We start from the raw sequence: 25,565 nt of genomic DNA on the forward strand, positions 1-25,565 counted from the left end.
CCGCCGGCCGGGGCACCGCTCCCCGGGCCGTCCCGGCCGCTGCCTCGACCCGGCACCCGCGCCCCGGCGGTGACCGGGCCGGGCCGGCCGGTGGTGGTTCCGGCGGAGGCGACCCGACCGGGCCCGACCGGGCCCGCGCCGGTGACCCGGGACGCACCGCCCCGACCGCCGGCCATCCCGACCACCCCGGCCGGGGCACCGGCGCTCCGCCGGGACGACCCGGACGATCCGCCGGCCCGGCCGGCCACCCCGACACCCGCCGTGCCGGCACCGGTCGCCCCACCGGTCACCGCCGCACCGGTGGCCCGCGTCGCGCCGACCGTTCCGCCCGCCCACCGCGCACCTGCGACCCGGGCCGACGCGCGGGCACCGGAGCCGGTCGCCGTGCACGTGCACATCGGTCGGATCGAGGTCCGTCTCACCCCGCAGCGGAATCCGGCGACGCCCCCGCCGGTCACCGCACCGGCTGTCGCCCCGGCCCCCGCCGTCGCCCCGGGCCCCGCGCCCGAACTGGAGTCGTACCTGCGCGGAGCGGGGGCGACGCGATGAGCACCGGGTACGCCCTCGCCGCCGTCACCGCCGTGCTGCGCGGGCAGTTGATGGCGTACCTGCGGGCCACCGGCGCCTCGTCGGCGGTCGGCGGGGTGTCCGTCTCCGCCGGCCCACCCGACCGGGTGACCGTCGGCAACCAGGAGGGCAACCAGGTCAACCTGTTCCTGAGCCGGGTGACCCGCAACCCCACCTGGGCCAACCTGGGGCCGCCGCCGCGCAGCACCGGCGGGGACGACGTCGCCGCGCCGCCGCTCGGTGTCGACCTGCACTACGTGGCGAGCGTCTACGGTCACGACCCGCTGACCGGGGAGATCCTGCTCGGTCACCTGCTGGCGATGCTGCACGAGACGCCGGTGCTGACCCGGGCGGCGATCCGCCGGTCGCTCGCCCCCGACCCGCCGGACCCGACGCTGCCCGCCCCGGTGGCCGACTCCCGCCTCGCCGAGCAGGTCGAGCAGTTGCGGGTGAGCGTCACCAACAGCCCCGGCGGGGAGGAGAGCTTCCGGCTCTGGTCGGCGTTCAGCGCGCCGTACCGCAGCAGTGTCTTCTTCGACGTGTCGGTGGTGCTGATCGACCCGCTGCGCGGCGCGCGGGAGCCGCTGCCGGTCCGCGCGGTCACCGCCGGCACGATCGACGTCGCCGGTCCCGAGGTCGACCAGGTCCGCGCCGACGGCCCGACCGGCACCCCGGTCACGGCCGGCGCGACCCTCGTGGTGACCGGCCGCAACCTCGCCGGGCCGGACGTGCGGGTGCGGATCGGGGCCGCCTCGGCCAGCCCCGCCACCGTCACCGAAGGTGAGCTGCGGCTGCCGCTGACCGCGTTCGACCGGCCCGTCGCCGCCGGTATCCGGGGGCTGGTCGTCACCCACGCGGTGCCGCTGGGCGACCCGCCCACCCCCCGGCCGGCGGTCAGTTCCGACGCGGTGCCGGTCACCTACCGGCCCACGATCACCGTCGCCCCCGCCGACGTGGTGGTCGAGTCCAGCCGCACCGTCGACGGGGTGCTGCTGCGCACCGGCACGGTCACCGTCGACGTCGTCCCCGGGGTCGAGACCGGCCAGCAGGTGACCCTCGGGCTGACCGGGACGGGTGGCACGGTGCTCGCCGCGCCCGCCGGCAACGGGGTGCCGCCCGGCGGGGAGCGCACCGGGCGGATCGGTTTCGCCTTCCGCGACCTGCCGGCCGGCACGTACCTGGCCCGGTTGCGGGTCGACGGGGTGGACAGCCCGCTGCACGCCGACCCGTCCGGCCGGTACGACGGCCCGGCCGTGGTGCTGTGATGCCCGCCCCGCGTCCGGCCGCCCGCTGGCCCGCCCCGCCCCCGGTCACCCCCGGCGGCGACGGGCTGGCCGGCGAACTGGACCGCATCCGCCTGCTGCTCAAGGGGGAACCGGCGGCCGACACCCCGACCGCCGGCTCGCCGCTGGATCGGATCGGCACCGGGTTCGGGCTGACCGGCTTCGAACGTGACGTGCTGGTCGCCACGGTCGCCGGTGAGCTGGGCCTGCTGGACCGCCCACCGACGTTCGCCTGGTGCCTGGACGCCCTGCCCGGCGGGCACTGGGACGCCCTCGCCGCCGACCGTCCACTGCGCGCGGCCCGGCTGGTGGAGCTGGGCGAGGGTCCCCTGCCGCACGCCCCGCTGCGGGTCGACGAGCGGGTCCTGCACGAGCTGCACGGCGTCGGCCGGCTCGACGAGCGGCTCCGGCCCTACCTGGTGGCGCTGCCCGCGCCGCCGGCCACCCTGCCGGCCAGCCGCCGTCGGGCCGTCCGGCAGCTCTGCGCCACCTGGCAGGCCGGGCGAGGCCCGCTGCGGGTGTGCGGGCCCGACCACGACGACCGGCTCGACGTGGTGGCGGCGGCCTGCGCGGCGGTGGGCCGGGCCGGGCACCGGGTGGCCGCCGAGGAGCTGCCCCGGGCGGTGACCGACCGGGACGCCTTCGCCCGGTTGTGGAACCGGGAGGTGGTGCTCGCCGATCCGGTGCTGGTCGTCGAGCTGACCGGCGACGAGTCCCCGCAGACGCGGGCCGCCGTGGCGCACCTGCTGGCCCGGCTCGTCGGTGACGTGGTGGTCAGTGTGCCGCACGCGGTCGCCCTCGACGGGATGATCCCGGGGCCGACGGTGGACCGGCCGACCCGGGACGAGCAGCGGGCGCTGTGGCGGGAACTGCTGCCGGACGCCGCCGCACCGGCCGCCGCCGGACTGGCCCGCGAGTTCGACCTGGGGCACCGGGACATCCTCGACTCCGCCACCGGCCCCGCCGGGCCGGGCGGCGACCCGGTGACCCGGGCCCGGGGGCTGGTCCGTGAGCGGGTCCGCCGCGACCTGGACGGGTTGGCCGAGCGGATCGACGTACGGGCCGGTTGGGACGACCTGGTGCTGCCCGCCCCCGCCATGGCCCAGTTGCGGCAGTTGGCCGCCGCCGCGGCCGGCCGGGCGCTGCTGGTCGAGCAGGGCTTCGCCGGCCGGACCGGTCGGGGCCTCGGGGTGGGCGCGTTGTTCGCCGGGCCCAGCGGCACCGGCAAGACCCTCGCCGCCGAGGTGGTCGCCGGGGTGCTCGGGTTGGACCTGCACCGGGTGGACCTGGCGACCGTGGTGAGCAAGTGGATCGGGGAGACCGAGAAGCAGCTCCGGCGGATCTTCGACGCCGCCGAACGGGGTGGCACCGTGCTGCTGTTCGACGAGGCCGACGCGCTGTTCGGCCGCCGTTCCGAGGTCCGCGACAGCCACGACCGGTACGCCAACATCGAGGTGTCGTACCTGCTGCAACGGATGGAGCGGTACCGGGGCGTGGCGGTGCTGACCACGAACATGCGTACCGCCATCGACCCGGCGTTCCTGCGCCGGCTGCGGGTGGTGGTGCCGTTCGGGCACCCGGGTCCCGCCGAGCGGGCCGGGCTGTGGCGGCGGGCCTTCCCGCCCGGGGCCGCCACCGCCGACCTGGACCTGCCCCGGCTGGCCCAGCTGGACCTCACCGGCGGGGACATCCACACCGTCGCGTTGCGCGCCGCGCTGGTCGCCGCCGGGGAGGGCGGCCCGGTCGGGATGCGGCACGTGCTCGACGCGGTCGCCGCCGAGTACGCCAAGCACGACCGGCCGGCCGACCCGGGGTTGTGGTCGTGAACGCCGACGTCACGACCGTCGAGGTCGACATCCGCCGGCTGGTCGTCACCGGCGTCGACGCGCCTGTCGACGCCACCCTGGCGGCCGAGGTGGGTGCCCGGCTGACCCGGCTGCTGGCCGAGCGGGGGCTGCCGTCGACCGTGACCCCGGTGACCGACGCGCCGGCCACCGCCGACCTGCCGACCGCGCTGGCCGAGGCGATCTGGGTCCGGCTACGCCTGCCTGGGTGGTCGCGGTGACCGCCCCCGGCCCGGCCGCGCAGCGGGCCCCGGTCCCGGCGACGGAACCCGCCGCGACGCGCGACGACGCCCTCGCCACGCTGACCCGGGACCTGGTCGACAGGTACGCCCCGGCGCTGGGGCTGCGCCCCGACGCGGTGCGGGTACGCCTCGGCGGGGACGGCCGCCGGGCCGCCAACCACGGCGCGCGGGGGCTGCTCGCCGACCAGGTGGTCCACCTGGCACCGGGTTTCGACCCGTCCAGGGCCGCCGGGCGGGCCCTGCTCGTGCACGAGCTGGGACACCTGGCGCAGGCGGGCGGCACGACGGCGTACCCGGGGCGGCAGGTGACCGACCCGGAGGCCGAGGCGCGGGCGCTGGCCGACGCCGCGGCGGCCGGGCGCGCCCTGTGGCGGCCGGTGGCGTGGCTGCCGGCCGGCGCGGTCGCCGCCGACACCGGTGCCGTGGCCACCCCGCCGCGCCCGGCCACCCCGCCGGCCCCCGACCGCGCGCCCGCCGGGGAGGCCACGACCGGGCCGCTGGAGGCGGAGCTGGGCGCGCTGGTGGACCGCCGGTACCGGGCGGAACGGGCCCGGATGATCGACCTGCTCGACGGGCTGTGGGTCTCCGGCGACGACGTGCGCGGCTGCCTGCGCATCCTGGACACCCTGCCGTTCGTGGTCGCCCGCAGCCTGGTGCACAGCCTGCCCGCGCCCCGGCGCACCGACCTGTCCCGCAACCTCGACGACGACCACCACCGCGCCTACCCGCGGGCCGCGCTGGCCGCCCTCGGCGGGCAGACCCCCTACCTGCTGCGGGTGCTGGAAGCCGACAACGTGCACGGGTTGGACACCGACGGGCTCGACCCGGTGCAGCGGCGTACCGCGCTGACCGTGCTGCGGGCCCTGCGGACCAGCGTGCTGCGGGAGCTGCTGGCCGGTGACCGCAAGGCGCAGTTCCGGGCGTTGCTGGCCGAGCGGCCTCGGGCGGGCAGCGACGCCGACGCCCTGCGTGAGCAGGTCACCGCGCTGGGTGGGGCGTCGGCCGACGACGAACGGCTCGACCGGGACACCGACCTGGCCACCCGGCTGCGCCAGGTGCAGCGGTCGATCGACGACCGCCGGGCCGACGACGCGCTGCGCCAGCTCGCCGACCTGGCCCCCGCCGCACCCACCGCCGGCACCCCGGCCACCACCGCGCCGGCCGCCGCCGGGCCGCCCGAGCCGGGGCCCCGGCTGCGGTACGCGGTCCGCCAGCTCGACGACGCCGGCCACCTCGACACGCTGCTCGACCAGGTGCCGTGGGAGGAGAAGCGGGTCGACGCGCCGCTCGGCCCCCGGCTGCTGGTCGTCCTCGCCGCCCGCGCGGAGCACCGCAACCTGGCCCGGGTGGAGGGTCTGCTGTCGTACGGGCTGTTCGACTGGGCGATCCGCGACCACGAGGCCCGCTTCGCGTACCTGCTGCTGCGCAGCCTGCCGCTGGCCACCCAGGACCGGTGGCGGCAGCTCGACCAGGGCAGCTGGTTCGACCGGTTGGAGGAGAACATCCCCGCCGCCGACGTGCTCGGCGGCGGCTACACCGGCGTCGGCACCCTCGCCGAGCCGCTGCAGCGGCGGCGGCGCAGCGCCGGGCAGGTCGACGCCGACCGGCTCGTCGCCGACATCCACCGGACCGTGCAGGGCGGCCTGGACGGGGTGAACGCCGTCGAGCTGGTCCGCCGGCTGATCGGCTACGACCGGCCGACCGGCGCGACCGCCGGCCCGGATGCCCGGGGGCGGGAGGCGTTGCGGACCGCCGTGCACCGGTTGGACGCGCTGCGGGACCTGGACCGGATCGTCGCCGCGCTGCCGGACGCGTACCTGACCCACGAGATGTGGCGGGCCGAGCTGCTCGACCTGTTCGCCCTGCGCGACCCGGCGCACCTGCAACGGCAGGCCCGCGGCCTGCTCGCGATCGGGCTGACCGACTGGGCGGTGAACCCCCGGGAGGCGTGGCTGGCGTTCCAGCTGGTGCGCAGTCTGCCGGTGGCCGACCAGACCCGGCTGGCCGCCGAGGACCCGGACCGGTGGGCCCGGATGCAGTCCGGAATGACCCCGCAGATGCGCGCCTCCCTCGCGGTCACCGCGATCTCCGGGCCGCGCCGCGTCGAGGCCCGCGACCAGTTGCGGGACCGGCTGCGCGACGACCGGCTCTGGCGGGCCGGGCGGGTCACCGAGCTGCGGTCGCTGATCGTCCAGGCGTACGCGTTGGACGACCGGCGCTGGGTGTTCCTGCGGTCCCGGGAGGTCCGCGCGGACCTGCTGCCCGACCTGGCGACGCTGGTGGCGGAGCTGCGGCTCTACCACGCCACCCGGCGGCCCACCTTCGATCCGGAGTCGTTGCGCACCGACGGCACGCCGACGGTGGTGGGTGACCTGGCCCGGCTGGTCGCGGTGGGGCTGAAGCTGCTGTTCCTCAGCCGCACCGGGTTGAGCCTGTTCACCGACGAGGTCACCGTCGACGAGTTCGACCTGCACGACGCCCAGTGGATCAGCGGCGACCTGGGCGGTGCCCGGTTGCGCGACACCGACCGGGAACGCGCCAACCGGCTTTCGCTGTCGCTGGACGCCCGGCAGGGGGTGCTGCGGATCAGGCTGCCCCGGCTGGAGATCGACGGGGTGAACCGCACCTTCACCGGCAGTTCGCTGCGCACCGGCCGGATCACCCTGACCGACCTGGACATCGTCGCCTCGTTCTCCGACCGGGGCTACGAGCGGCCGGTCGGCGCGCAGGCCGGGATGGGCGCGTTGAGCGTCTCCGACGTGGTGTACGCCAGCGACGGGCTGCCCGGCGGGCTGCTCGGCCTGACCCGGTTCGGGCTGTCCACGCTGGCCTTCCGGGCCGGGGCGACCGGGCAGGAGAACGTGACCGAGCCGGGCCGGCACGGCTGGGTCGGCATCCCGATCATCGATCCACTGATCCATCTGCTGCACAACGTCATCTCGTTCTACGGCGGGCTGCCGTTCCTGTCCAAGATCAGCGACGCGTTGCTGGCCCCGTACACGGCCGGAGCGCCGTTCCTCGCCCAGCAGTTCACCTCGTTGACCGCCGGGGAGATCTTCACCCCGCTGGCCAACGCGGCGATCGGGCTGCTCACCGACGGGGTGTTCCGGCCACCCCGGACGGTCGGCGAGCGGGTCACCGACGCGGTGGAGATGATGCACTCGCTGCGGGTCAGCTTTTCCAGCGCCACCGCCGAGGGGCTCTCCTTCGCCGGCCTGCAACAGGTCGGCCGGATCGAGGTCGGCCGCACCCTGATCGGGGTGGCCACCAGCCTGCCGGCCCGGCTGCGCGCCGAGCGGGAGTCGCTGCGGCTACGCCGCGACACCGCCACCGGAACGCGACGTACCGCCCTGGACGAGCGGCTACGCGCCGTCGACAGCCAGCTCACCGCGCTGGAGCCGGCCGAGCGGGAACTGGACCGGTTGGAGGCCCGGCACCGCTGGCACGCCGAGTCGCTGTCCGAGGCCGAACGTCGCCGGCTGGTGGAACTGTCCGACCAGCTCCGCCAGTCCGTCGGCGGGTCGATCGACGTCGGCGGCATCCGGGTCACCGGGCTGACCGGCCGGGTCGAGGCCGCCGGGGTGGAGATCGACCCGATCCACGCCGAGGCGTCCCTGCCGTCGCGCGCCGGGGAGTACCTGCCCGACGACGAGCTGATCACCCGGTTCCGCCGCGACCGCGTCCCGGCCGACGCGGCGACGACCGCCCGGGGCAGCACCGGGTCGGCCACCCTCACCGGGGTACGCCTGCTGCCCGGCCCGGCCGGTGCCCCCGCGCTGCGGCTGACCGCCGGGGACCTGCCCACCCGCGCCGACGTCGCCGCCCAGCTCGCCGCGCTGCCCGACGAGCCGCGCTGGGCGCAGCGGCGGGCCGAGCTGACCGGTTGGCTGACCGACCTGGACCGGTTGCGGGAGCTGGAGTCCCTTTCCGCCGAGCCGGTCGACCCGGCCGGCCGCTACCTGCCGGGGCACCGCACCCGGGCCCAGGAGCAGGAGCTCCAACTGCTGCGGGAGCGGGCCCGCCGGTACTTCGGCGTCACCGTCGGCGGGCTGAGCGTCGGCGGGCTCGACGTCACCCTGGACCCGGCCACCCTCGGGGTGCAGGTGCGGCTGGCCGAGCTGACCGCCACCGACGTCCGGGCCGGGGCCACCGCCGTGGAACGGCTGGCGGCGTCCCGGCTGCGGGTGCGCGCCGACCTCGACGCCGTCGGCGGCGGCCGGCTCCCCGCCGAGCTGGCCGGCCCGGCCGCCGCCCAGGGGTTGCCGGTCGGCCGGACCGCCGTCGGTTTCGGGGTGGGTGAGCTTTCGGTGACCGGGTTCTCCGGGCCGGGCGTCGAGGCCCGGCGGATCGCGTTCACCGCGCCGGCCCGCGCCGGCGGCACACCCGGCGAGGCGATCCACGGGCGGGTGCTGCCCGACGGCGACGACCTGCGCCTGCCCGACCTGGTGGTGGAGCAGACCGAACTGACCGGGCTGGCGCTGAACTCCCCCGGCCGCAGCGTCTACGCCCGGGGCAGCACCCGGATCGGTCGGATGAGCCTCGACGTGCGGGTCCGCACCGGTGCGACCGCCACCGGCCGGCAGGTCCGCAGCGCGCTGGTCCGCAACCTGGTCATCGAGCGGATCGACGCCGACCGGATCGGGATGGACGTCACCGACCCGGCGCCGGGAATGAGCGTCGAGGTGGTCTCCGGGGCGCTGGTCGGGGTGCGGCTGCGTGACCTCGAGGTGGACCTCACCGGCGAGGAGCTGACCTACAGCGGGCGGTTGACCGTCGGCCAGCTCGACCGGCTGCGGTTCAGCGTGGTCTCCCGCGCGGTGCAGGGCGGGCCGACCACGATCACCGGCACCGTGGCCGGCCGGCCGGCCGCCCCCGACGCCGCGTCGGTCACCGTGGACCTGATCCGCTCCGGCCCGCACCAGGTCGACCCGGTGACCGGCCGGATCGTCAGCGACCCCACCGACAGCCAACGCATCCAGCTCGACGGGCTCACCCTCACCGACACCACCCTGCGGACCCCGGACGGCGCGGTCACCGTACGGCGGGCGGGGCTGGGTGGCCGGCTGGTCACCGAGCGGGCCGGCGGGCTGCGGTTCGAGGACGTCGGCCCGGCCCGCATCGAGCTGGGCGCGATCGACTGGCGGGCCGGCGACGGGCGGATCGTCTCCCAGGGGCCGACCGTGCTGGACGGGTTGACCGCCAGCGGTCGCTGGGACAGCACACCGGAGCAGCGCGACGCCGCCGGTCGGGTCGTCCCGGCCACCGCCGCGCTGCACCTGGAACGGCTGCGCATCGCCCGGATCACCGGCCGGGACCTGCGCTACCGCGACGGGGTGCTCGACGTCGGCCTCGGCCGGCCCGAACCGACCCCGGCCGGGGAGCCGGACCGGCCACCGCTGGAGATCCTCGACGTGGACCTGCGCGGCCTGCGCTGGTCGGCGGCGGCGGGGGTGACCGCCGGGCGGCTCACCACCGGGGTGACCCGGGTGGAGATCGCCGGCCGGATCGACGCCGCGCTGCACGTCGACGGCGCGTTGTGGGCGGCCCAGCTCACCCTCGCCTTCGGTCGGGGCGGGCGGATCCAGGCCCGGGTGGTCGGCGGTGAGGGTCACCTCGGCGTCGGACCCCGGCCTGGCGAACACGACCAGCACGTCGGCATCCAGGGGCTGGACACCGGTGTGGTCGCCATCGGCCCGGACCACATCGAGATCGGCCCGGACGGGCAGCCGGGGCTGAGCCTGGCGACCATCTCGGTGGACGCGCTGAACTGGCAGGGCGCGGCGCTCGGGCTGCGCATCCCGCCCGGTGCGGGGGCGATCAGCCTGCTCGGCATCAGCGTGCGGGCCCGGGTCGACCTGTGGCCGGCGGGCACCCCCGGCGGCCGGTTCCGCCGGCTGCTGCTGCGGGAGCTGGTGGTGCAGCAGACCCGGGCCAGTGGGCTGCTGGTGGACCTGCACGACGGCACCACCATCCGGCTCGACCCGGACGTCGAGGCGGTGCTCGGTGAGCTGCGGCTGGTGCCGGCGGCCGGGCAGGACGGCTTCCTGGTGGAGGCGACCCGCACGGCGGAGGGGATGCGGATCCTCGGCGGCCTGCGGATCGGGGCGATCGAGGCGGCCCGGGTCGGCTTCGACATCGGCACGTTCCTGTCCGGCGGCACTGCCGACTTCACCGCCGGTGGGCTCAGCGTCGACTTCCTCGACCACGGTGGGCTGCGGCTCAACCTGGCGCAGCCCACGCTGACCGCGATCAGCGCCCAGGTCACCGCCGACCCGCGCCGGCAACTGCTGTTCCTCGGCGCGCCGACCGGCCGCCCCGAGTACGGGCTGCGGTTCACCTCGATCGGTTACGAGCAGGACCCGGCCGGGCCGGACGGCACGGCGGCCCCCGGCCGGCGGATCGCCGTACGCGGTGGCGAGGTGACCGGGTTGACCTTCGCCGACAGCGGCCTCGGGTTGTACGTCTTCGTCGAACAGGGGCTCCTCGGCGACCTCACCCACGACCTGACCAGCGGCTCGGGTGAGCTGCCGTCGCTGGACATCCGCAACGCCCGGTTCGTGCTGGACCTGGCCACCATGCTCGGTGGCGGCTCCGCGGTCCCGGCCCCGCCGCCCGCCCGGACGACCAGCGCGCAGCGGCGGGCGGCGCTGGCCGGGAAGTGGGACGCGCTGGTACGGGCGCTGGACGCCTACCGCATCGGCGAGGTGCTGGACAGCCTCAACGGGCACATCGACTTCGACGTCACCCACGACGGGTTCCTGTGGGGCGAGCGGAGCTGGGAGGTGCGGCTGGCGTTGCGCGACGGGGCGGTGGACTACCGGCGGCTCACCGGCGCGCTGCCGTGGTGGACGCCGGGCCGGTTCATCGTCGAGGGCGACGACCTGGTCTACCGGGTGCACCTGCCCAGCGTCGCGCCGGAGGGCGCGCCCCCGCCGGACAGCGACGTCGACGTCCTGCGGTGGCAGCTCGACACCGGCGAGGTCAGCCAGGCCCGCACCGATCACCTGGTACGGCTCAACCGGCTGCTGCGACCGACCGCCGCCTCCCGTGACGACCTGCTGCACACCATCGCCGATGTGCAGAGCGACGAGCCGTCGACCGGTCCGCCCGGCCTGCTGGCGATCGGCAACGTCGACGTGGACCTGTCGGTCAACAACCCCCGGGAGATCACCCTGCCGCTGGGCGGCAGCAACGAGATCGTGCTGGCCCCCGACGCGCTGGTGCACCTCGCCGTCGGCGGCGGGGTACGCCGGGCCGCCGGTGGCGTCGGCCGGCCGGGCCGGCTGCGGCCAGTGTCGTTGCAGAGCGCCACGGTGGCCCGGGTGAACCTGCTCTTCGACGGGCTCGGCCTGTCCACCGGGCAGATCCGGATCACCGAACTGACCGACTGCACCGTCGACTTCAGCGGGTTGGACCCGCTGTTGATGCAGGGCCGGATCACCCGGGCCGTGGCGGAACGGATCCGCTGGCGGCGTCCCACCTCTGGAGGCACCCCGTGACCAGTCCCCTGAGCCCCCGTCTGCTGCGTGCCGGCCTGGTCGTGCTCGACCCGGACAGCGGGCGCAGCCGCCGGGTGATCACGCTCCAGTACAACCCGGACGCGCTGACCCGCGGTTTCCAGCTCAAGACCGCCGGGGCCGAGGGTGGGGCCCGGGGCGAGGCGCTGCGGATCACCGGCCCGCCGGTGCAGACGCTCACCCTGGAGGCCGACCTCGACGCCGCCGACCAGCTCACCGACCCGCAGACGGTGGAGCTGGGGCTGACCGCCCAGCTTGCCGCCCTGGAGTCGCTGGCCTACCCCAGCCTGGCCGCCGTGCAGGACGCGGCGGCGCTGCTGGCCGCCGGAACCCTGGAGGTGGTGCCGCCGCCGGCGCCACTGGTGCTGCTGGCCTTCGGACGACGCCGGCTCTGGCCGGTACGGATCACCGAGTTGACCATCACCGAGGAGGCGTTCGACCCGATGCTGAACCCGATCCGCGCCAAGATCCGGCTGGGTCTGCGGGTGCTGACCGTCAACGACGTTGGCACCGACGGCCGGGCCGGCGGCCTGGCCATGGCCGCCCACCAGCAGCTCGAACAGCTCGCCGGCCGGGCCCGCGGCGGACGGCTGGCCGACCTCGGCATCGACCGGCTGCCATGAGCGACCCGACCGACACCGACCCGGCCCTGGTGGCCGTGCAGAGCCGGGTCGCGGAGACCCTCTTCGCCGCCACCGGCGCGGGGGGCGTCGGCACGCCGGCCCCCGGGGCGGTGGCCCCGGACAGCCGGTACGCCGCCGTGGGCACCACGGTCACCGTCGACCCGGACACCGGCGAGGAGATCGTGCACCTGCGTCGCCGGTTCGTGCCGCCCGCCGAGCGGCTCGCCACCGCCGGCTGGGAACCGGTCGCCGACGGGGACCGGGTCGACCTGCTGGCCGCCCGTACGGTCGGCGATCCCACCGCGTTCTGGCAGCTCTGCGACGCCAACGGGGTGTTCGACCCGGCGGAGCTGACCCGTCCCGGCCAGGTGGTCCGGGTGGCCCTGCCCGAGGGGTTCCCGGGGAGCCTCGATGCCTAGCGGGGTGCGGTTGCAGGTGCTGATCGGGCCGCTGACCTTCCGGCCGGCCCCGATGGAGCTGGTGGCGGCGGTGCAGGAGGCGCAGGTCACCCAGAACGCCGGGCAACGTTCGGGGTTCCAGCTGCGGCTCGCGCTGGGCCGGGGGTCGCTGGTGGAGCGGATGCTCGCCGACGGCAGCCTGGACCCGCCGACCCGGGTGCTGCTGGTGCTGCACGTCGACGGGCGGCCGCAGGTGCTCTCCGACGGGGTGGTGACCCGGCACGACGTGGCCAGCAGCAACGACGCGGGCGCGTCGACGCTCACCCTCACCGGGGTGGACGTCAGCCAGATGATGGATCTGATCGACCTGTCGGACCTGCCGATGCCGATGCCGGCGGAGGCCCGGGTGCTGACCCTGCTCGCCCCGTTCGCCGCGTACGGGGTGGTGCCGATGGTGGTGCCCAGCGTGCTGGTGTTCGCGCCGAACCCGGTGCAGCGGATCCCGGCGGTACGCGGCACCACCTTCGCGTACGTGTCGCAGCTCGCCGACGAGGTGGGCTACACGTTCTACCTGGAGCCGGGGCCGACCCCGGGGATGAACACCGCCTACTGGGGGCCGGAGGTGCGCGCCGGTCAGCCCCAGCCGGCGTTGACGGTCAACGCCGACGCGGGCTCCAACGTGGAGTCGCTGTCGTTCTCCTTCGACGGGGTGCAGAAGACGGTCTACCTGCTCACCGCGTTCCCCGAGCAGGTACGGGTGCCGATTCCGCTGCCGGTGCCGGACGTCAGCCCGCTCAACCCGCCGCTGGGCCGCAAGATCCCGATTCCGCTGTCGTACCGGCGGATGAACGTCGGGCGGTCCAACCCCGACGGCACCGACGACGCCACCGCCCGGATGGACGTCGTGCAGACCCTCGCCCGGGGCCTGGCCCGGGCCGCCCAGTCGGCGAACGTGATCACCGGGTCCGGCTCGCTGGACGTGCTGCGCTACGGCGGGCTGCTGCGCTGCCGCCGGCTGGTCGGCGTACGCGGGGCGGGCCGCGCCTACGACGGCGAGTACGTGGTGCGCAGCGTGACCACGACGGTCAGGGCGGGCGAGGTCAAGCAGCGGTTCACCCTCGGCCGCAACGCCCAGGTCTCCACCTCCGGAAGGGCACAACCATGACGACGAGGTACTACGGCAAGTATCGCGGCACGGTGGTCAACCACCTCGACCCGTTGCAGCAGGGGCGCATCCAGGTGACCGTCCCGGACGTCACGCTCCCCCCGTCGAGCTGGGCGATGCCCTGCTTCCCGCTCGCCGGCATCCAGGCCGGCATGTTCGCCGTGCCGTTGCCGGGCACCGGGGTGTGGGTGGAGTTCGAGCAGGGCGACGCCGACCATCCGATCTGGACGGGCTGCTGGTACGGCTCCAAGGCGGAGATCCCGGCGCTGGTGTCGTCGGCCCCGCCACCCACCCCACCGATCGTGTTGCAGACCCCCGGCCAGGCCACCCTGATGATCTCCGACGCTCCCGGCCCGACCGGCGGCATCCTGCTCAAGACGCTGACCGGGGCGATGATCTCGATCAACGACACCGGGATCATCATCTCCAACGGCAAGGGCGCCTCCATCACCCTGGTCGGGCCGACCGTCGCGGTCAACCAGACCGCGTTGACGGTGACCTGATGCCCGGCCCGCTGCTGCACGTCGGGGCGGTGCTGACCTGCCCGCACACCGGCCCGGTCACCCCGCAGACCGGCAACGCGCGGGTGCTGGTGGGCGGCCTGCCGGTGGTCACCGCCACCGACGCGTACCCGGTCACCGGGTGCACCTTCCAGGTGCCGGTGGGCGCGGGCACCAAACCGCAGCCCTGCGTCCAGCTCCGGTGGACCACCCCGGCGGCCCGGGTACTGGTCAACGGGCAGCCGCCGGTGCTCGGCACCAGCGTCGGGCTCGGGGTCAGCGCGGAGGGCATCCCGCAGGGGCCGCCGACGGTGGCCGGCGTCCAGGTCCGGGCGGTGGCGTCATGACGTACCCGGCGTTTCCGTGGCGGCCGGACAACCGGGGCCGCTCCGGGCTGGCCGGCCCGGAGCGGCACGTCGCCGACCTGGTGGAGGCGGTGCTGTTCACCGCGCCCGGGGAGCGGGTCAACCGGCCCGACTTCGGCGCCGGCCTCGGCCAACTGCTGTTCGCCCCGGTCGACGACGCGGTGGTGGGCACCGCCGAGTTGCAGGCCCGCAGCGCGTTGCAGCGGTGGCTCGGCGAGCTGATCGAGGTCGACGACGTCCGCGTCGACCTGGCCGAGGCGGCGGTGCGGGTGCACGTCGGGTACCGGCTGCGGGCCACCGGCCGCCCGGCGCAGGTGTCGGTGGAGAGGGGTGCGGGATGAGCGTGCGCTGCGACGACGACGAGCGGCGGGCCGAGGTGGCCCGGCCGGGCAGCGCGTTCAACGGCATCGACTGGGTCGAGGTGGACGCCGCCGACCAGCGGCTGCTACACGTCGGTTTCCTGCACCCGCTGCCCGGCCAGGCCGGCGGGGTGCCCGCCGGTGCGCCGCTGGCGGTCGGCAACGTGGTGGTCGACGGCGGGGTCCGGATCACCGGCGTGCGGGTGCTCAGCGTCACCGCCGCCGGGGCGGAGCTGACCGTCCGGGTGGACCGGGCCGGTGACTTCTCCCCGTACACCCTGCGGTTGGTGCGCTCGGCGGTGGACGACCGGGTGCCACCCGGCTTCGACCCGGTGCTGTCGGCGCAGGATTTCTCGTTCAAGGCCAACTGTCCCAGCGACCTGGACCCGGCGCCGGCCGCCCCGCCGGTGCCGCCACCGCCGGCGACCACCGCGCCGGCCGACTACCTGGCCAAGGACTACGCCGGGTTCCGGCGGCTGATGCTCGACCGGCTCGCCGCCCTGCCCGGCGGTGCCGACCGGCACCCGGCCGACCCGCTGGTCACGGTGGTGGAGGCGCTGGCCCACGTGGCCGACCGGCTGTCCTACCGGCAGGACGCCGCCGGCACCGAGGCCTACCTGGGCACCGCCCGCAGCCGGATCTCGGTACGCCGGCACGCCCGGCTGCTGGACTACGCGGTGCACGACGGCTGCGCGGCGCGCGCCTGGCTCAGCGTACGGGTGGCCGCCGGGTCGGACGTGGAGAGCCGGGGCCTGCCCGCCGGGACGCCCGTGCTGGCCGCCGACCGGGCCACCCCTGCGGTACGCCCCGCCGACGCGGCGGCGCTGCTGGCCGGCGGCGCGACCGGGTTCGAGACGTTGACCCCACTCGCCCCCCGGGCCGCCCGCAACGAGATCGCCCTGTACGTCTGGGGCGGCCGGGACTGCGGCCTGCCCGCCGGGGCGACCCGGGCCACCCTGGTCGACCTGCCCGCCACCGGCCTGGCCGCCGGTGACCTGCTGCTGCTGGAGGAGGTGCTGTCCCCGCGCACGGGTCGCCGCGCCGACGCCGACCCCACCCACCGGCAGGTGGTCCGGCTGGTGTCGGTGCGTCCCACCACCGACCCGGTGACCGGGGTGGCCGTGCTGGAGGTCGGGTGGAGCGCCGCCGACCGGCTGGCCTTCCCGCTGACCGTCACCGCCTCCGTCGCCGGCACGGGCACCGACCACCTGGTGACCTGTGCGGTGGCCCGCGCCAACCTGGTGGCCGTGCAGCACGCCAGCGCGGTGTCCGGGCAGCTCCCGCCGGCCGCCGAGCACCGGTGGCGGCCGGTGCTGACCGACGAACCGGTCGCCGCGGCGGTGCCGTTCACCACCGACACCCCGGCCAGCCAGGCCCTCGACCAGGACCCGCGGGCCGCGGTGCCGCTGATCCGGTTGGAGACCACCGAGGGCAGTTGGCGGCCCCGCCGGGACCTGCTCAACGCCGACCGCTTCGACCAGGGTTTCGTCCCGGAGCGGGAACGCGACGGCCGGGTGAGCCTGCGCTTCGGCGACGACGTGTCGGGACGCCGGCCGCCGGCCGGCACGGTCTTCCAGGTCGCCTGGTGGCGCGGCGGCGGCGCGGCCGGCAACCTCGGCCACGACGCGCTGACCACCCTGGTCACCGACCGGGTCGGGCTGCTCGCCGCGACCAATCCGCTGCCCGCCGTCGGCGGCACCGACCCGGAGGACGTCGAGCACGCCCGGCAGCACGCCCCGGTCGCCTTCGCCACCCAGGAACGGGCGGTCACCACCGCCGACTGGGTGGCGGCGGCGCGGCGGCTGCCCGAGGTCGCCAACGCCACCGCCCGGGTCCGCTGGACCGGTTCCTGGTGGACGGTCTTCCTCACCCTCGACCTGACCGGCGGGCAGCGGCTGGCCGACGAGCCGGAACTGGCCCGCCGGCTGGCCGGGCGGCTCGACCGGTTCCGCGTCGCCGGGTACGACCTGCAACTGCGTGACCCGGTGGACCTGCCGGTGGAGCTGCGGCTGTGGGTGTGCGTCACCGGCGGCGCGTTCCGCTCGGACGTGCGCCGGGCTCTGCTGGACCTCTTCTCCGCCCGGGACCTGCCGGACGGGGCGCGCGGTTTCTTCCACCCCGACCGGTTCAGCTTCGGCACCCCGCTCTACGTCAGCCAACTGCTGGCCGCCGCGGTCGGTGTCCCCGGCGTCACCGACGTGCGGGTGACCGAGCTGCACCCGGTGGGGGTGGCCGCCGGCGGAGAACTGGACGCCCGGGTGCTGCGGGCCGGCGACACCGAGGTGATCCGCCTCGACAACGATCCCAGCGTGCCGGAGCACGGCATCCTGCACCTCGACCTGGTGGGTGGACTGTGACGTCACGAGTGGGCCGGGAACCCAATCCGCCCGGCCGGGCCGCCGTCGGGTACCGGTTGGGCCGGCAGGCGGACTTCGCCGCCGAACTGGTCGACCGGCTCGCCGGCCGGCCGGAGCTGGCCGGGCTGACCACCCGGGAGGTCGACGACCCGGCGGTGGCGCTGCTGCACGCCTGGGCGACCACCCTGGACGTGCTCGCCTTCTACCAGGAGCGGATCGCCAACGAGGGTTTCCTCGGCACCGCCACCGAACGCGGTTCGGTGCTGATGCTGGCCCGCGCGATCGGCTACGAGCTGCGCCCCGGGGTGGCCGCGACGACGTGGCTGTCGTTCACCGTCACCGCCACCCCCGGCGCGCCGGAGGGGGTGCCGATCCCGGTGGGCAGCCAGGCGCAGAGCGTGCCCGGCCCCGGCGAGCTGCCGCAGGTCTTCGAGACGGTGGCCCCGCTGCTGGCCCGCCCGGAGCTGAACGCGGTGGGGTTGCGGGTCACCGCGCCCCGCGCGCCCCGGCCCGGCGACGACACCCTGCACCTGGCCGGCGTCGACACGGTGCTCACCCCGGGCACCGCGCTGCTGGTGCTCGGCCCCGACTGGTACGACGTGCGCCGGGTGCGCTCGGCCACGGCGGTGCTGCCGGCGGTGGTGGCCGCGTTCGACGGCGGCGCGGTGGTGCCGGCGTACACGGTGGTCGGGTTGGACGCGGTGGTGACCGCCCAGCCGCTCGGCACGGAACTGCGCCAGTCGGGCCGCGAGGTGCAGGTGCACCTGCTGACGCAGCGGGCGGCGCTGTTCGGCCACCAGGCGCAGCCGTGGTCGGCGCTGCCGGTGGCGTTGCGGGTCGGCGAGTTGAACCCGGGCACCAACCAGGTGCTGCCGGGCGCGTACGCCACCCGCAAGGACACCTGGGTCGACGCCCCGCTGGGTGCCGCCGAGCGGGCGCTGCACCTGGACCAGTCGTACCCGTCGGTCGTGGCCGGGTCGTGGCTGGTGCTGGAGACCGCCGGGGTGGCGCAGGTGCGTCGGGTCGACGCGGTGGCGGAGCTGCCGGTCGCCGACTTCGGCATCGCCGCCCGCACCACCCGGGTCACCGTGGCCGGCGGCGACTCGGACACGTTCACCAGGCGGACCACCACCGTGCTCGGCGGCAGCCGGCTGCTCCCGACGGCCGCCCCGCCGCTGACCGCCCCGCTGGCCGCGACCGCGACCCTGGAGCTGGCCCGGCCGACGCCCGGACTGGAACCGGGCCGGCCGCTGGTGCTCACCGGCGTCGACCCGGACGGCGGCCCGGTCGGCGAGGTGGTGACGGTGCTGCGGGTGCGGGACGCGACCACGGTGGACCTGACGGCGAACGTGACCCGGCGCTACCGGCGCGACAGCGTCCGGGTGCTGGGCAACGTGACACCGGCGACCCACGGCGAGAGCCGGGCCGAGGTGCTGGGCAGCGGCGACGCGCGGCAGGCGTTCCCCCGGTTCACGCTGCGGCACGCGCCGCTGACCCACGTGCCGGCGGCGACCGCGAGCGGCTCCCGCACCACCCTCGCGGTCTGGGTGGACGGGGTGCGCTGGCAGGAGGTGCCGGCCCTGCTCGGGCAGGCCCCCACCGCCCGGGTCTACACCGTGCGCCGGGCCGACGACGGCGTCGTGACGGTCACCTTCGGCGACGGCCTGACCGGGGCGCGGCTGCCGACCGGGCGGGACAACGTGGTGGCCACCTACCGCAGCGGCGTCGGGCGCTCGGCCGACCTCGCGCCGGGCCGGTTGACGATCCCGCTGTCCCGGCCGCTGGGTCTGGTGGAGGTGGGCAACCCGGTGCCGGCCGCCGGGGCCGACGACCCGGAGGGGGTGGACCGGGCCCGCCGCAACGCGCCGCTGGCGGTCCGCACCCTGGGCCGGGTCGTCTCGCTGGCCGACCACGCCGACTTCGCCCGCGCCTTCGCCGGGATCGGCAAGGCCCGCGCGGACCTGGTCTGGGACGACGCCCGGCAGCTCGTCCTGCTCACCGTCGCCGGCCCGGACGGGGCGGAGATCCCGCCGGACGCGGCGGTCCGCGCCGACCTGCTGCGGGCGCTGGACGCCGCCCGCCAGCCGGCGGTGCCGGTACGCATCCTCGGCCACCACCGTCGCCGGGTGGCGGTGACCGCGCGGCTGCTGTTGGCCCCCGGGTACCGGTTCGCGGCGGTCTCGGCTGCCGCCCGGACGGCGCTGGTCGCCGGGTTGAGCTTCGACGCCCGCGACTACGCCCAGCCGGTGCGCGGAAGCGAGGTGCAGGCGCTGCTGCACCGGGTGCCCGGTGTCGCGGCGGTGGTGCTGGAGCTGCTGTACGACGCCGGGCAGTCGCCGGCCCGGCTCGACGTGATCACCGCGGCGCCGGCCCGTCGGGTCGGTGACGTGCTGCTGCCCGCCGATCTGCTCACCGTGGACGCCGGTGACGTCACCCTGCTGGAGGCATCGTGAGGGTCGAGGAGATCTGGGGCCTGCTGCCGGCCGCCCTGCGCAGCCGGGACGAGGCGGCCGGCGGGATGCTGCGCGCCCTGGTGGAGGTGCTGGCCACCCAGGCCGCCGCGCTCGACGCCGACATCGACCAGCTCACCGACGACTGGTTCGTGGAGACCTGCGCCGAGTGGGTGGTGCCCTATCTCGGTGAGCTGGTGGGGGCGGGTCAGTTGCATCCGCTGGCCGACGGCGGCGGGCTGTCCGACCGGGCCCGGGTCGCCGACACGATCCGGTTCCGCCGGCGCAAGGGCACCGCCGCCGCCCTGGAGGAGCTGACCCGGGCCAACACCGGTTGGAGCGCCGCCGTCGTCGAGTTCTTCGAACGGTTGGTCGCCACCCAGCACGTCAACCACGTCCGCGCCGCGCCGGCCACCGCGTCGATCCGGGCCGCCGCGCCGTTGGAGCTGGTCGGCGGGCCGTTCGAGACGGTCTGCCGGACGGTGGACGTGCGGGCGATGGACACCGGGACCGGCCGCCCCAACATCGGGCACATCGGCCTGTACGTGTGGCCGCTGCCGTCGTACCGGCTGGACCGGGCGACGGCCGCGCCGGTCGTGACGCCTCCGGACGGGCGGTGGTGGATCGACCCGGTGGGGGTGGGCCGGCAGTTGACCGGGCCGACGGTGACCGAGCCGGACATCGACCACCGGGCCGACGAGGCGAACGTGCCCGGTCCGCTGCGCCGCCGGCCGCTGCGCGACGAGTTGGCGGCGCTGGCCTCGGACAGCCCGCCGTCGGCGGAGCAGCGGCGCTGGTTCCGCGACGACGACCCGTCGTTCGTGGTGTGGATCCAGCCCACCCCGGCCGACGAGCTGCGCCCGGTGCCGCTGGACCTGCTGCGGATCTGCGACCTGGCCGGCTGGGAGCTGCCGACCGGCAGCGTGGTACGGGTCGACCCGGTGCGCGGCCGGATCACCGTCGCCGCCGGCCGTCCGGTGCACCGCCTCGCGGTCTCCTGGTGGTACGCGTTCAGCGCCGACGTCGGCGCCGGCCCGTACCCGCGCCGGGGCGACCTGGGGGCGGCGGACGGGCCGGTGGACTGGCAGCTCGCGGTGAGCGTGACCGAGCCGCCGCGGGCCGGGGAGGTGGTCGCCTCGCTGGGTGAGGCGGTGACCGCCTGGCACGACTTTCAGGCCGCGCACCCGGGCGGCACCGGCCGGATCGTGGTGCTGGACAGCCACCGCTACCGGGAGGACCTGTCGGTGCGGGTGGGGCAGGGCAGCCGGTTGAGCGTGCTGGCCGCGCAGTGGCCCCGGCCGCCGGACCGGCCCCGCCGGCAGACCGACCTCGACCCGGTCGGGGTGCGGCCCTGCCTGCTGGGCACCCTGGCGGTCACCGGGGTCGGCGTCGGGGACCGCCCGGGTGAGCTGGTCGTCGACGGACTGCTGGTCGCCGGGGCGGTGACCGTCACCGCGCCCGCCGGGGGTGGGCCGGGCCTGGGCCTGGTCGAGCTGCGGCACTGCACCCTCGGCCCGGCGGCGACCGGGCTGACCGTCACCGCCGGCAACGACCGGACCCGGGTGGTGGTGCACCGCTGCGTGACCGGGTCGCTGACCACCACCGACGGTCCGCTGACCGTGACCGACTCGCTGGTGCACGGCACGGTCGCCGCCGCCGACGCGGCGGCGGAGCTGACCGGGGTGACGGTGCTGGGCACCACCACGGCTCGGGTACTGACCGCCACGGACTGCCTGTTCGACCAGCCGGTGACGGTGGCCCGCCGGCAGCAGGGGTACGTCCGGTTCAGCTACCTGCGGCCCGGCTCGGTCACCCCGCGCCGCTACCGCTGCCAGCCGGACCTCGCCCAGCAGGCCCACCCCGACGACCCGGACGTGGCCACCCGGGTCGGGCCGGCGTGGGCGAGCACCCGCTACGGCGACGCCACCTACGGCCGGCTGGCCGCCACCGCCGCCGTGGAGCTGCGTACCGGTGCGGAGTCCGGGGCCGAGCTGGGGGCGTTCCGCCGTGCCCTGACCCCGCAACGTCTGCACAACCTCGCCCTCGCGCTGGCGGAGTACCTGCCGCTGGGGCGGGTGGCCGCTGCCCTGCCCGTCCTGCCGACCGGAGGAACCACACCATGAAGGGCGACATCAGCCGCGTCACGTTCGACCAGCGGCGGCACGCGACGAGCGTCCGCAAGCAGCAGGGCCGGGTCGACCTGGACGCGGACTGGAACGAACAGCAGGACATCCAGGCGCACCTGCGGGCCACCGCGCTGACCGACGTGGTCGGCGCGGCGGGCGCGCCGCTGGTCGGCGGGGCGTTCGGGTTGACCGGCGGGGCCGACCTGAAGCTGTCGGCCGGCCGCTACTACCTCGACGGGGTGCTCTGCGAGAACGACACCCCGGTCTCCGTGTCCGCCCAGCCGGACCTGCCGGCGGCCGGGCCGTTCGTCCGCAGGCTCGACGGCACCTGGCTGGCCGCCGGCGCGCCGGTGCCGCCGGGGGTCTACGCGGCGTGGCTGCAGGTGTGGTCGCAGCACGTGACGGCGATCGAGGACCCGGCGCTGCGCGAGGTCGCCCTCGGCGGGCCGGACACCACCACCCGGCTGCGGACCGTGTGGCAGGTTCGGCTGTTGCAGGCCGGGCCGCCTAACACCCCGGTCGGCTGCGCGGACACCCCGCCCGGTTGGGCGGAGCTGACCGCCGCCTCGACCGGCACCCTCGCGGTCCGCGCCGACCCGACGGGCAGCTCCGGCGGGGACTGCGTGATCCCGACCGGGTCGCCGTACACCGGGCTGGACAACCAGTTCTACCGGGTGGAGATCCTCACCGGCGGGACGCCCGGCACGGCCGGTTACGTCTGGTCGCGGGACAACGCCGCCACGGTGGCGACGTGGGAGAGCATCGACGTGGACGTGCTGACCGTGAAGGTCCCCGGCCGCGACGGCAGCGCCGGCTTCACCAACGGCTCCTGGGTGGAGCTGACCGACGACGGCCGGGAGCAGAACGCCCTGCCGGGCACGCTGGTGCAGGTCGACCGGGTGGAGGGGGACCGGATCGTGATCCGGCCGGGCACCGCCACCGGCAGCCTCGACCGGGCCGACTTCCCGTCCCGGCCGCGGGTGCGCCGCTGGGACGGCCGGGGCACCGTGCCGGCCGGCGGTGGCGAACTGGACCTGGAACTCGGCATCAAGATCCGGTTCTCGGCGGCGGGCAGCTTCCGCACCGGCGACTGGTGGTCGTTCCCGGCCCGCTCGGCGGTGCACGACGTGCAGTGGCCCCGGGTCGGCACCACGCCCGTCGCGCAGACCCCGCACGGGCCGCGCCGGTCGCACGGCCGGATCGGCGTCGTGAGCTGGGACGGCAGCCAGTGGAGCGTGCTGCGCGACTGCCGGCCGGTGTTCGCCCCGCTGACCGGGCAGGCCACCCTGAGCCTGCTCGGCGGGGACGGCCAGGAGGCGGTGCCGGTGCCGGGCAACCCGGCGACCCTGGTGCCGCTGGGGCACGACCTGGTCACCGGGGTGGCCATGGGCGGCCAGCCGGTCGCCAAGGCCCGGGTCCGGTTCACCGTCACCGGCGGGGCGGGCCGGGTCACCGCCGGTGCGGTCACCGCCGGCACCGTCACGGTGGAGACCGGCACCGACGGGCGGGCCCGGTGCGCCTGGCAGCTCGACTCCGCCGCCACCACCCAGGAGGTCACCGCCCAGCTCCTCGACGAGGCCGGCCAGCCGGTGCACCTGCCGGTGACGTTCACCGGCGCGCTGTCCCGCGCCGACCGGGTGTCGTACGACCCGACCGGGCGGCCGTCGCTGGCCGGGGCGACCACCGTGCAGGCCGCCATCAACCAGCTCGCCGCGTCCGCCACCGGCGGCTGGGCGACGATCACCATCCGGCCCGGCATCGACTGGGTGCAGGCGCTCACCACGCTGCCCGCCGGGGACGTGCTGATCTGCTTCGCCCCCGGCCTCTACACCAGCACCGTGCCGGTCACCTTCACCGGCCGGGCCAACATCCGGGTGCTGGGCAGCGGGCCGGCCAGCCGCATCCGGGTGCAGGGGCAGGAGTACGCGCTGATGTTCGTCAACTGCGGCACCGTGTCGGTGGCGCAGTTGGCGGTGGAGACCCCCGGCCCGGCCGACGTGCAGGGGCGGCTCGGTCCGGTCTCGGCGATCAACTGCGCCGACGTGACGATCGACCAGTGCCAGCTCACCGGGGTGGCCGGCGCGTCGCCGCGGAGCACCTGCCTGACCGTCCGCAACGACCAGGGCACCCCGCCGGGGAAGGTCCGGGTGCTCGACTCGGACTTCCTCGTCGGTCACGGCCAGCAGGGTGTGCTGCTGGTGAACCCGGACCACGCCGTGGTCACCAGGTGCCGGTTCTCCTGCCCGCCCCGGCCGGCCTCGTTGACGCTGGCGGAGCTGGTCAAGGACGAGAAGTTCCGCAGCCAGCTCGCCACCCAGCTGGTGGGTCGGCTCGCCCTGGACCGCGACGACCGGCTGGAGGCGGGCGAGTGGAACACGGCGCTGCGGGTCGGCCGGTGGGGCGTCCGGATGAACTCGATGGTCCCGCTGAGCGAGTGGAAGACCCTGTCCACGCTGCGCCCGCCGACCGGCGAGGAGCTGCGTACCGCGCAGGGCGCCGGGGCGTACGTGCTGCGGCTGGCGGACGTGGCCACCGAGGACCCGGCCCAGCTGCCCTCGTACAAGCGGCAGTTGGCGTCGCTCAAGGGGCGGCTCGGGCAGAACGCCGGGCGGATCTTCGACACCGACGAGGGTCGCAAGACGCTGCGGGACTACCTGGTCGGTGAGGGGATCGATGTGCGGGAGGCCGACGAGATCGCCCGGGACCGGCGCGAGGTGGCGCTGCCCGTGCCGGGGGCGAGCCTGCGGTTCGACTCAGCGTTGAGTCAGGGCGCCTGGGAGGCGGCGGTGGCGGCGTCGCCCCCGTCGCGTCCGGTGCAGACCCCGTCGGCGGCGGCCCGGCACCTGCGCGGTGTCGCCGACCGGATCCTGGTGGAGCCCGCCTTCGGCGAGAAGTACGCCGGGGGTTACCGGCAGGAGCTGACCGCCGCGGCGGAGGTGTCGGTGGGGGCCTGCGCGGTGGTGATCGGCGGTGGTACGGCCGTCGGTGACGTCGAGGTCTCCGACTGCCGCATCGACCAGATCGCCGAGGGCGTGCACATCGGCGTGTCGTACCACAAGGGACCACCGATCCAGGCGGGCACGATCCGGGTCACCGGCAACGACATCCACCTCTACAAGGCGTGGTGGCGCAACGCGAGCACGATCCGGGGGATCAAGATCGGCAGCGTCCGCAACGTGTTCGTCTCGGACAACCGGATCTCGGTGGCCGCCGGGACCGGCGTCGGCATCTGGGCCTTCGCCGCGGGCGGCCCGATCATGGCGATCCGCGACAACCTGGTGCAGAACTGCGAGCCGGCGATCCTGTGCAACCCGTCCTGGTCGGGGGCGCCGGCCAAGCGGCTGTGGTCGGTCACCGACAACGTCTCGGTCAACGGCTCCATCCAGGTGGGCGGGGGTGCGCGCAGCACCGGCAACGTCAGTTGAGCTGTCACAAGGGCGACTGCACCGGCCGGCGGGCGGGCCTACGCTCATGGTGACTGCCACTTAGCGCGGTTGCGGATCGCAGATGTGGTCTAGGGGTTCAAATCCCCTGGTAGTCGCCAACAAGCGGCGGGGCGGGCCTTCGGGTCCGCCCCGTTCGTCACCTGGGCCCGGCGTCGGTGCCGCCGGCCGGGATCCGTAACCACAGCCAGGTTTATGAACGGTGACGCAACCGTTAAATCCATTCGGTTTCGTCCCACATAAAAGAATCGGCGGGACAAACCACTCCTGCCCGACAATTACTTCGTCACACCCGGTCACCCCACCGCACAAAGCGCCGACTGAGC

At 75.9% G+C, this 25,565-nt stretch carries 14 protein-coding genes and 1 pseudogene; all 15 read left to right on the forward strand.

What is annotated here, in order from left to right:
• Window positions 1–549, forward strand: a pseudogene (locus tag B5D80_RS22335) (hypothetical protein); the annotation flags it as partial.
• Window positions 546–1,832: a Pvc16 family protein gene (locus tag B5D80_RS22340; protein WP_088645881.1), complete on the forward strand. Its 1,287-nt coding sequence runs from the start codon at window positions 546–548 to the stop codon at window positions 1,830–1,832. The pseudogene B5D80_RS22335 and the gene B5D80_RS22340, both read left to right, overlap by 4 nt.
• The gene (locus tag B5D80_RS22345; protein WP_088645882.1) at window positions 1,832–3,676 is read left to right on the forward strand and encodes an ATP-binding protein; all 1,845 of its coding nucleotides are present in this window, start codon (window positions 1,832–1,834) and stop codon (window positions 3,674–3,676) included. Before B5D80_RS22340 ends, B5D80_RS22345 begins: the two co-directional genes overlap by 1 nt.
• Window positions 3,673–3,915, forward strand: coding sequence for a hypothetical protein (locus tag B5D80_RS22350; RefSeq protein ID WP_144081736.1), 243 nt, complete (start codon window positions 3,673–3,675; stop codon window positions 3,913–3,915). Before B5D80_RS22345 ends, B5D80_RS22350 begins: the two co-directional genes overlap by 4 nt.
• On the forward strand, window positions 3,912–11,435 hold the full coding sequence (locus B5D80_RS22355; RefSeq protein ID WP_144081737.1) for an eCIS core domain-containing protein: 7,524 nt from the start codon (window positions 3,912–3,914) through the stop codon (window positions 11,433–11,435). Before B5D80_RS22350 ends, B5D80_RS22355 begins: the two co-directional genes overlap by 4 nt.
• Window positions 11,432–12,076 carry a hypothetical protein gene (locus B5D80_RS22360; protein ID WP_088645885.1) on the forward strand — a complete coding sequence of 215 codons (645 nt, stop codon included), beginning with the start codon at window positions 11,432–11,434 and terminating at the stop codon, window positions 12,074–12,076. Before B5D80_RS22355 ends, B5D80_RS22360 begins: the two co-directional genes overlap by 4 nt.
• Complete coding sequence (locus B5D80_RS22365) at window positions 12,073–12,495, forward strand: hypothetical protein (protein ID WP_211291610.1); 423 nt, start codon at window positions 12,073–12,075, stop codon at window positions 12,493–12,495. Before B5D80_RS22360 ends, B5D80_RS22365 begins: the two co-directional genes overlap by 4 nt.
• Window positions 12,488–13,639, forward strand: coding sequence for a hypothetical protein (locus tag B5D80_RS22370; protein WP_088645886.1), 1,152 nt, complete (start codon window positions 12,488–12,490; stop codon window positions 13,637–13,639). The genes B5D80_RS22365 and B5D80_RS22370 overlap by 8 nt, the downstream gene beginning before the upstream one ends.
• Complete coding sequence (locus tag B5D80_RS22375; protein ID WP_067303923.1) at window positions 13,636–14,142, forward strand: phage baseplate assembly protein V; 507 nt, start codon at window positions 13,636–13,638, stop codon at window positions 14,140–14,142. The genes B5D80_RS22370 and B5D80_RS22375 overlap by 4 nt, the downstream gene beginning before the upstream one ends.
• Entirely contained in the window at window positions 14,142–14,486 is a 345-nt protein-coding gene (locus B5D80_RS22380) for a hypothetical protein (RefSeq protein ID WP_088645887.1), read from the forward strand. The genes B5D80_RS22375 and B5D80_RS22380 overlap by 1 nt, the downstream gene beginning before the upstream one ends.
• Window positions 14,483–14,845: a GPW/gp25 family protein gene (locus tag B5D80_RS22385; protein WP_088645888.1), complete on the forward strand. Its 363-nt coding sequence runs from the start codon at window positions 14,483–14,485 to the stop codon at window positions 14,843–14,845. Before B5D80_RS22380 ends, B5D80_RS22385 begins: the two co-directional genes overlap by 4 nt.
• Window positions 14,842–17,220 carry a baseplate J/gp47 family protein gene (locus tag B5D80_RS33040; protein ID WP_144081738.1) on the forward strand — a complete coding sequence of 793 codons (2,379 nt, stop codon included), beginning with the start codon at window positions 14,842–14,844 and terminating at the stop codon, window positions 17,218–17,220. Before B5D80_RS22385 ends, B5D80_RS33040 begins: the two co-directional genes overlap by 4 nt.
• Complete coding sequence (locus B5D80_RS22390; protein WP_158224224.1) at window positions 17,217–19,673, forward strand: putative baseplate assembly protein; 2,457 nt, start codon at window positions 17,217–17,219, stop codon at window positions 19,671–19,673. Before B5D80_RS33040 ends, B5D80_RS22390 begins: the two co-directional genes overlap by 4 nt.
• Window positions 19,670–21,793 (forward strand): phage tail protein, encoded by a 2,124-nt coding sequence (locus B5D80_RS22395; RefSeq protein WP_088645889.1) that lies wholly within the window; start codon window positions 19,670–19,672, stop codon window positions 21,791–21,793. Before B5D80_RS22390 ends, B5D80_RS22395 begins: the two co-directional genes overlap by 4 nt.
• A complete protein-coding gene (locus tag B5D80_RS22400) occupies window positions 21,790–25,221 on the forward strand; it encodes a DUF6519 domain-containing protein (RefSeq protein ID WP_088645890.1) in 3,432 nt (1,143 codons plus the stop codon). Before B5D80_RS22395 ends, B5D80_RS22400 begins: the two co-directional genes overlap by 4 nt.
• Window positions 25,222–25,565: the final 344 nt, after the last annotated feature.

This window comes from Micromonospora wenchangensis (genome assembly GCF_002210435.1).
Lineage (GTDB): Bacteria > Actinomycetota > Actinomycetes > Mycobacteriales > Micromonosporaceae > Micromonospora > Micromonospora wenchangensis.

What these genes read in the sequence shown, in the direction of transcription:
- B5D80_RS22385 (WP_088645888.1), top strand. Translation starts at nt 14,483, where the DNA reads ATGACGTACCCGGCGTTTCCGTGGCGGCCGGACAACCGGGGCCGCTCC.
- B5D80_RS22400 (WP_088645890.1), top strand. Translation starts at nt 21,790, where the DNA reads ATGAAGGGCGACATCAGCCGCGTCACGTTCGACCAGCGGCGGCACGCG.
- B5D80_RS22375 (WP_067303923.1), top strand. Translation starts at nt 13,636, where the DNA reads ATGACGACGAGGTACTACGGCAAGTATCGCGGCACGGTGGTCAACCAC.
- B5D80_RS22365 (WP_211291610.1), top strand. Translation starts at nt 12,073, where the DNA reads ATGAGCGACCCGACCGACACCGACCCGGCCCTGGTGGCCGTGCAGAGC.
- B5D80_RS22345 (WP_088645882.1), top strand. Translation starts at nt 1,832, where the DNA reads ATGCCCGCCCCGCGTCCGGCCGCCCGCTGGCCCGCCCCGCCCCCGGTC.
- B5D80_RS33040 (WP_144081738.1), top strand. Translation starts at nt 14,842, where the DNA reads ATGAGCGTGCGCTGCGACGACGACGAGCGGCGGGCCGAGGTGGCCCGG.
- B5D80_RS22340 (WP_088645881.1), top strand. Translation starts at nt 546, where the DNA reads ATGAGCACCGGGTACGCCCTCGCCGCCGTCACCGCCGTGCTGCGCGGG.
- B5D80_RS22380 (WP_088645887.1), top strand. Translation starts at nt 14,142, where the DNA reads ATGCCCGGCCCGCTGCTGCACGTCGGGGCGGTGCTGACCTGCCCGCAC.
- B5D80_RS22370 (WP_088645886.1), top strand. Translation starts at nt 12,488, where the DNA reads ATGCCTAGCGGGGTGCGGTTGCAGGTGCTGATCGGGCCGCTGACCTTC.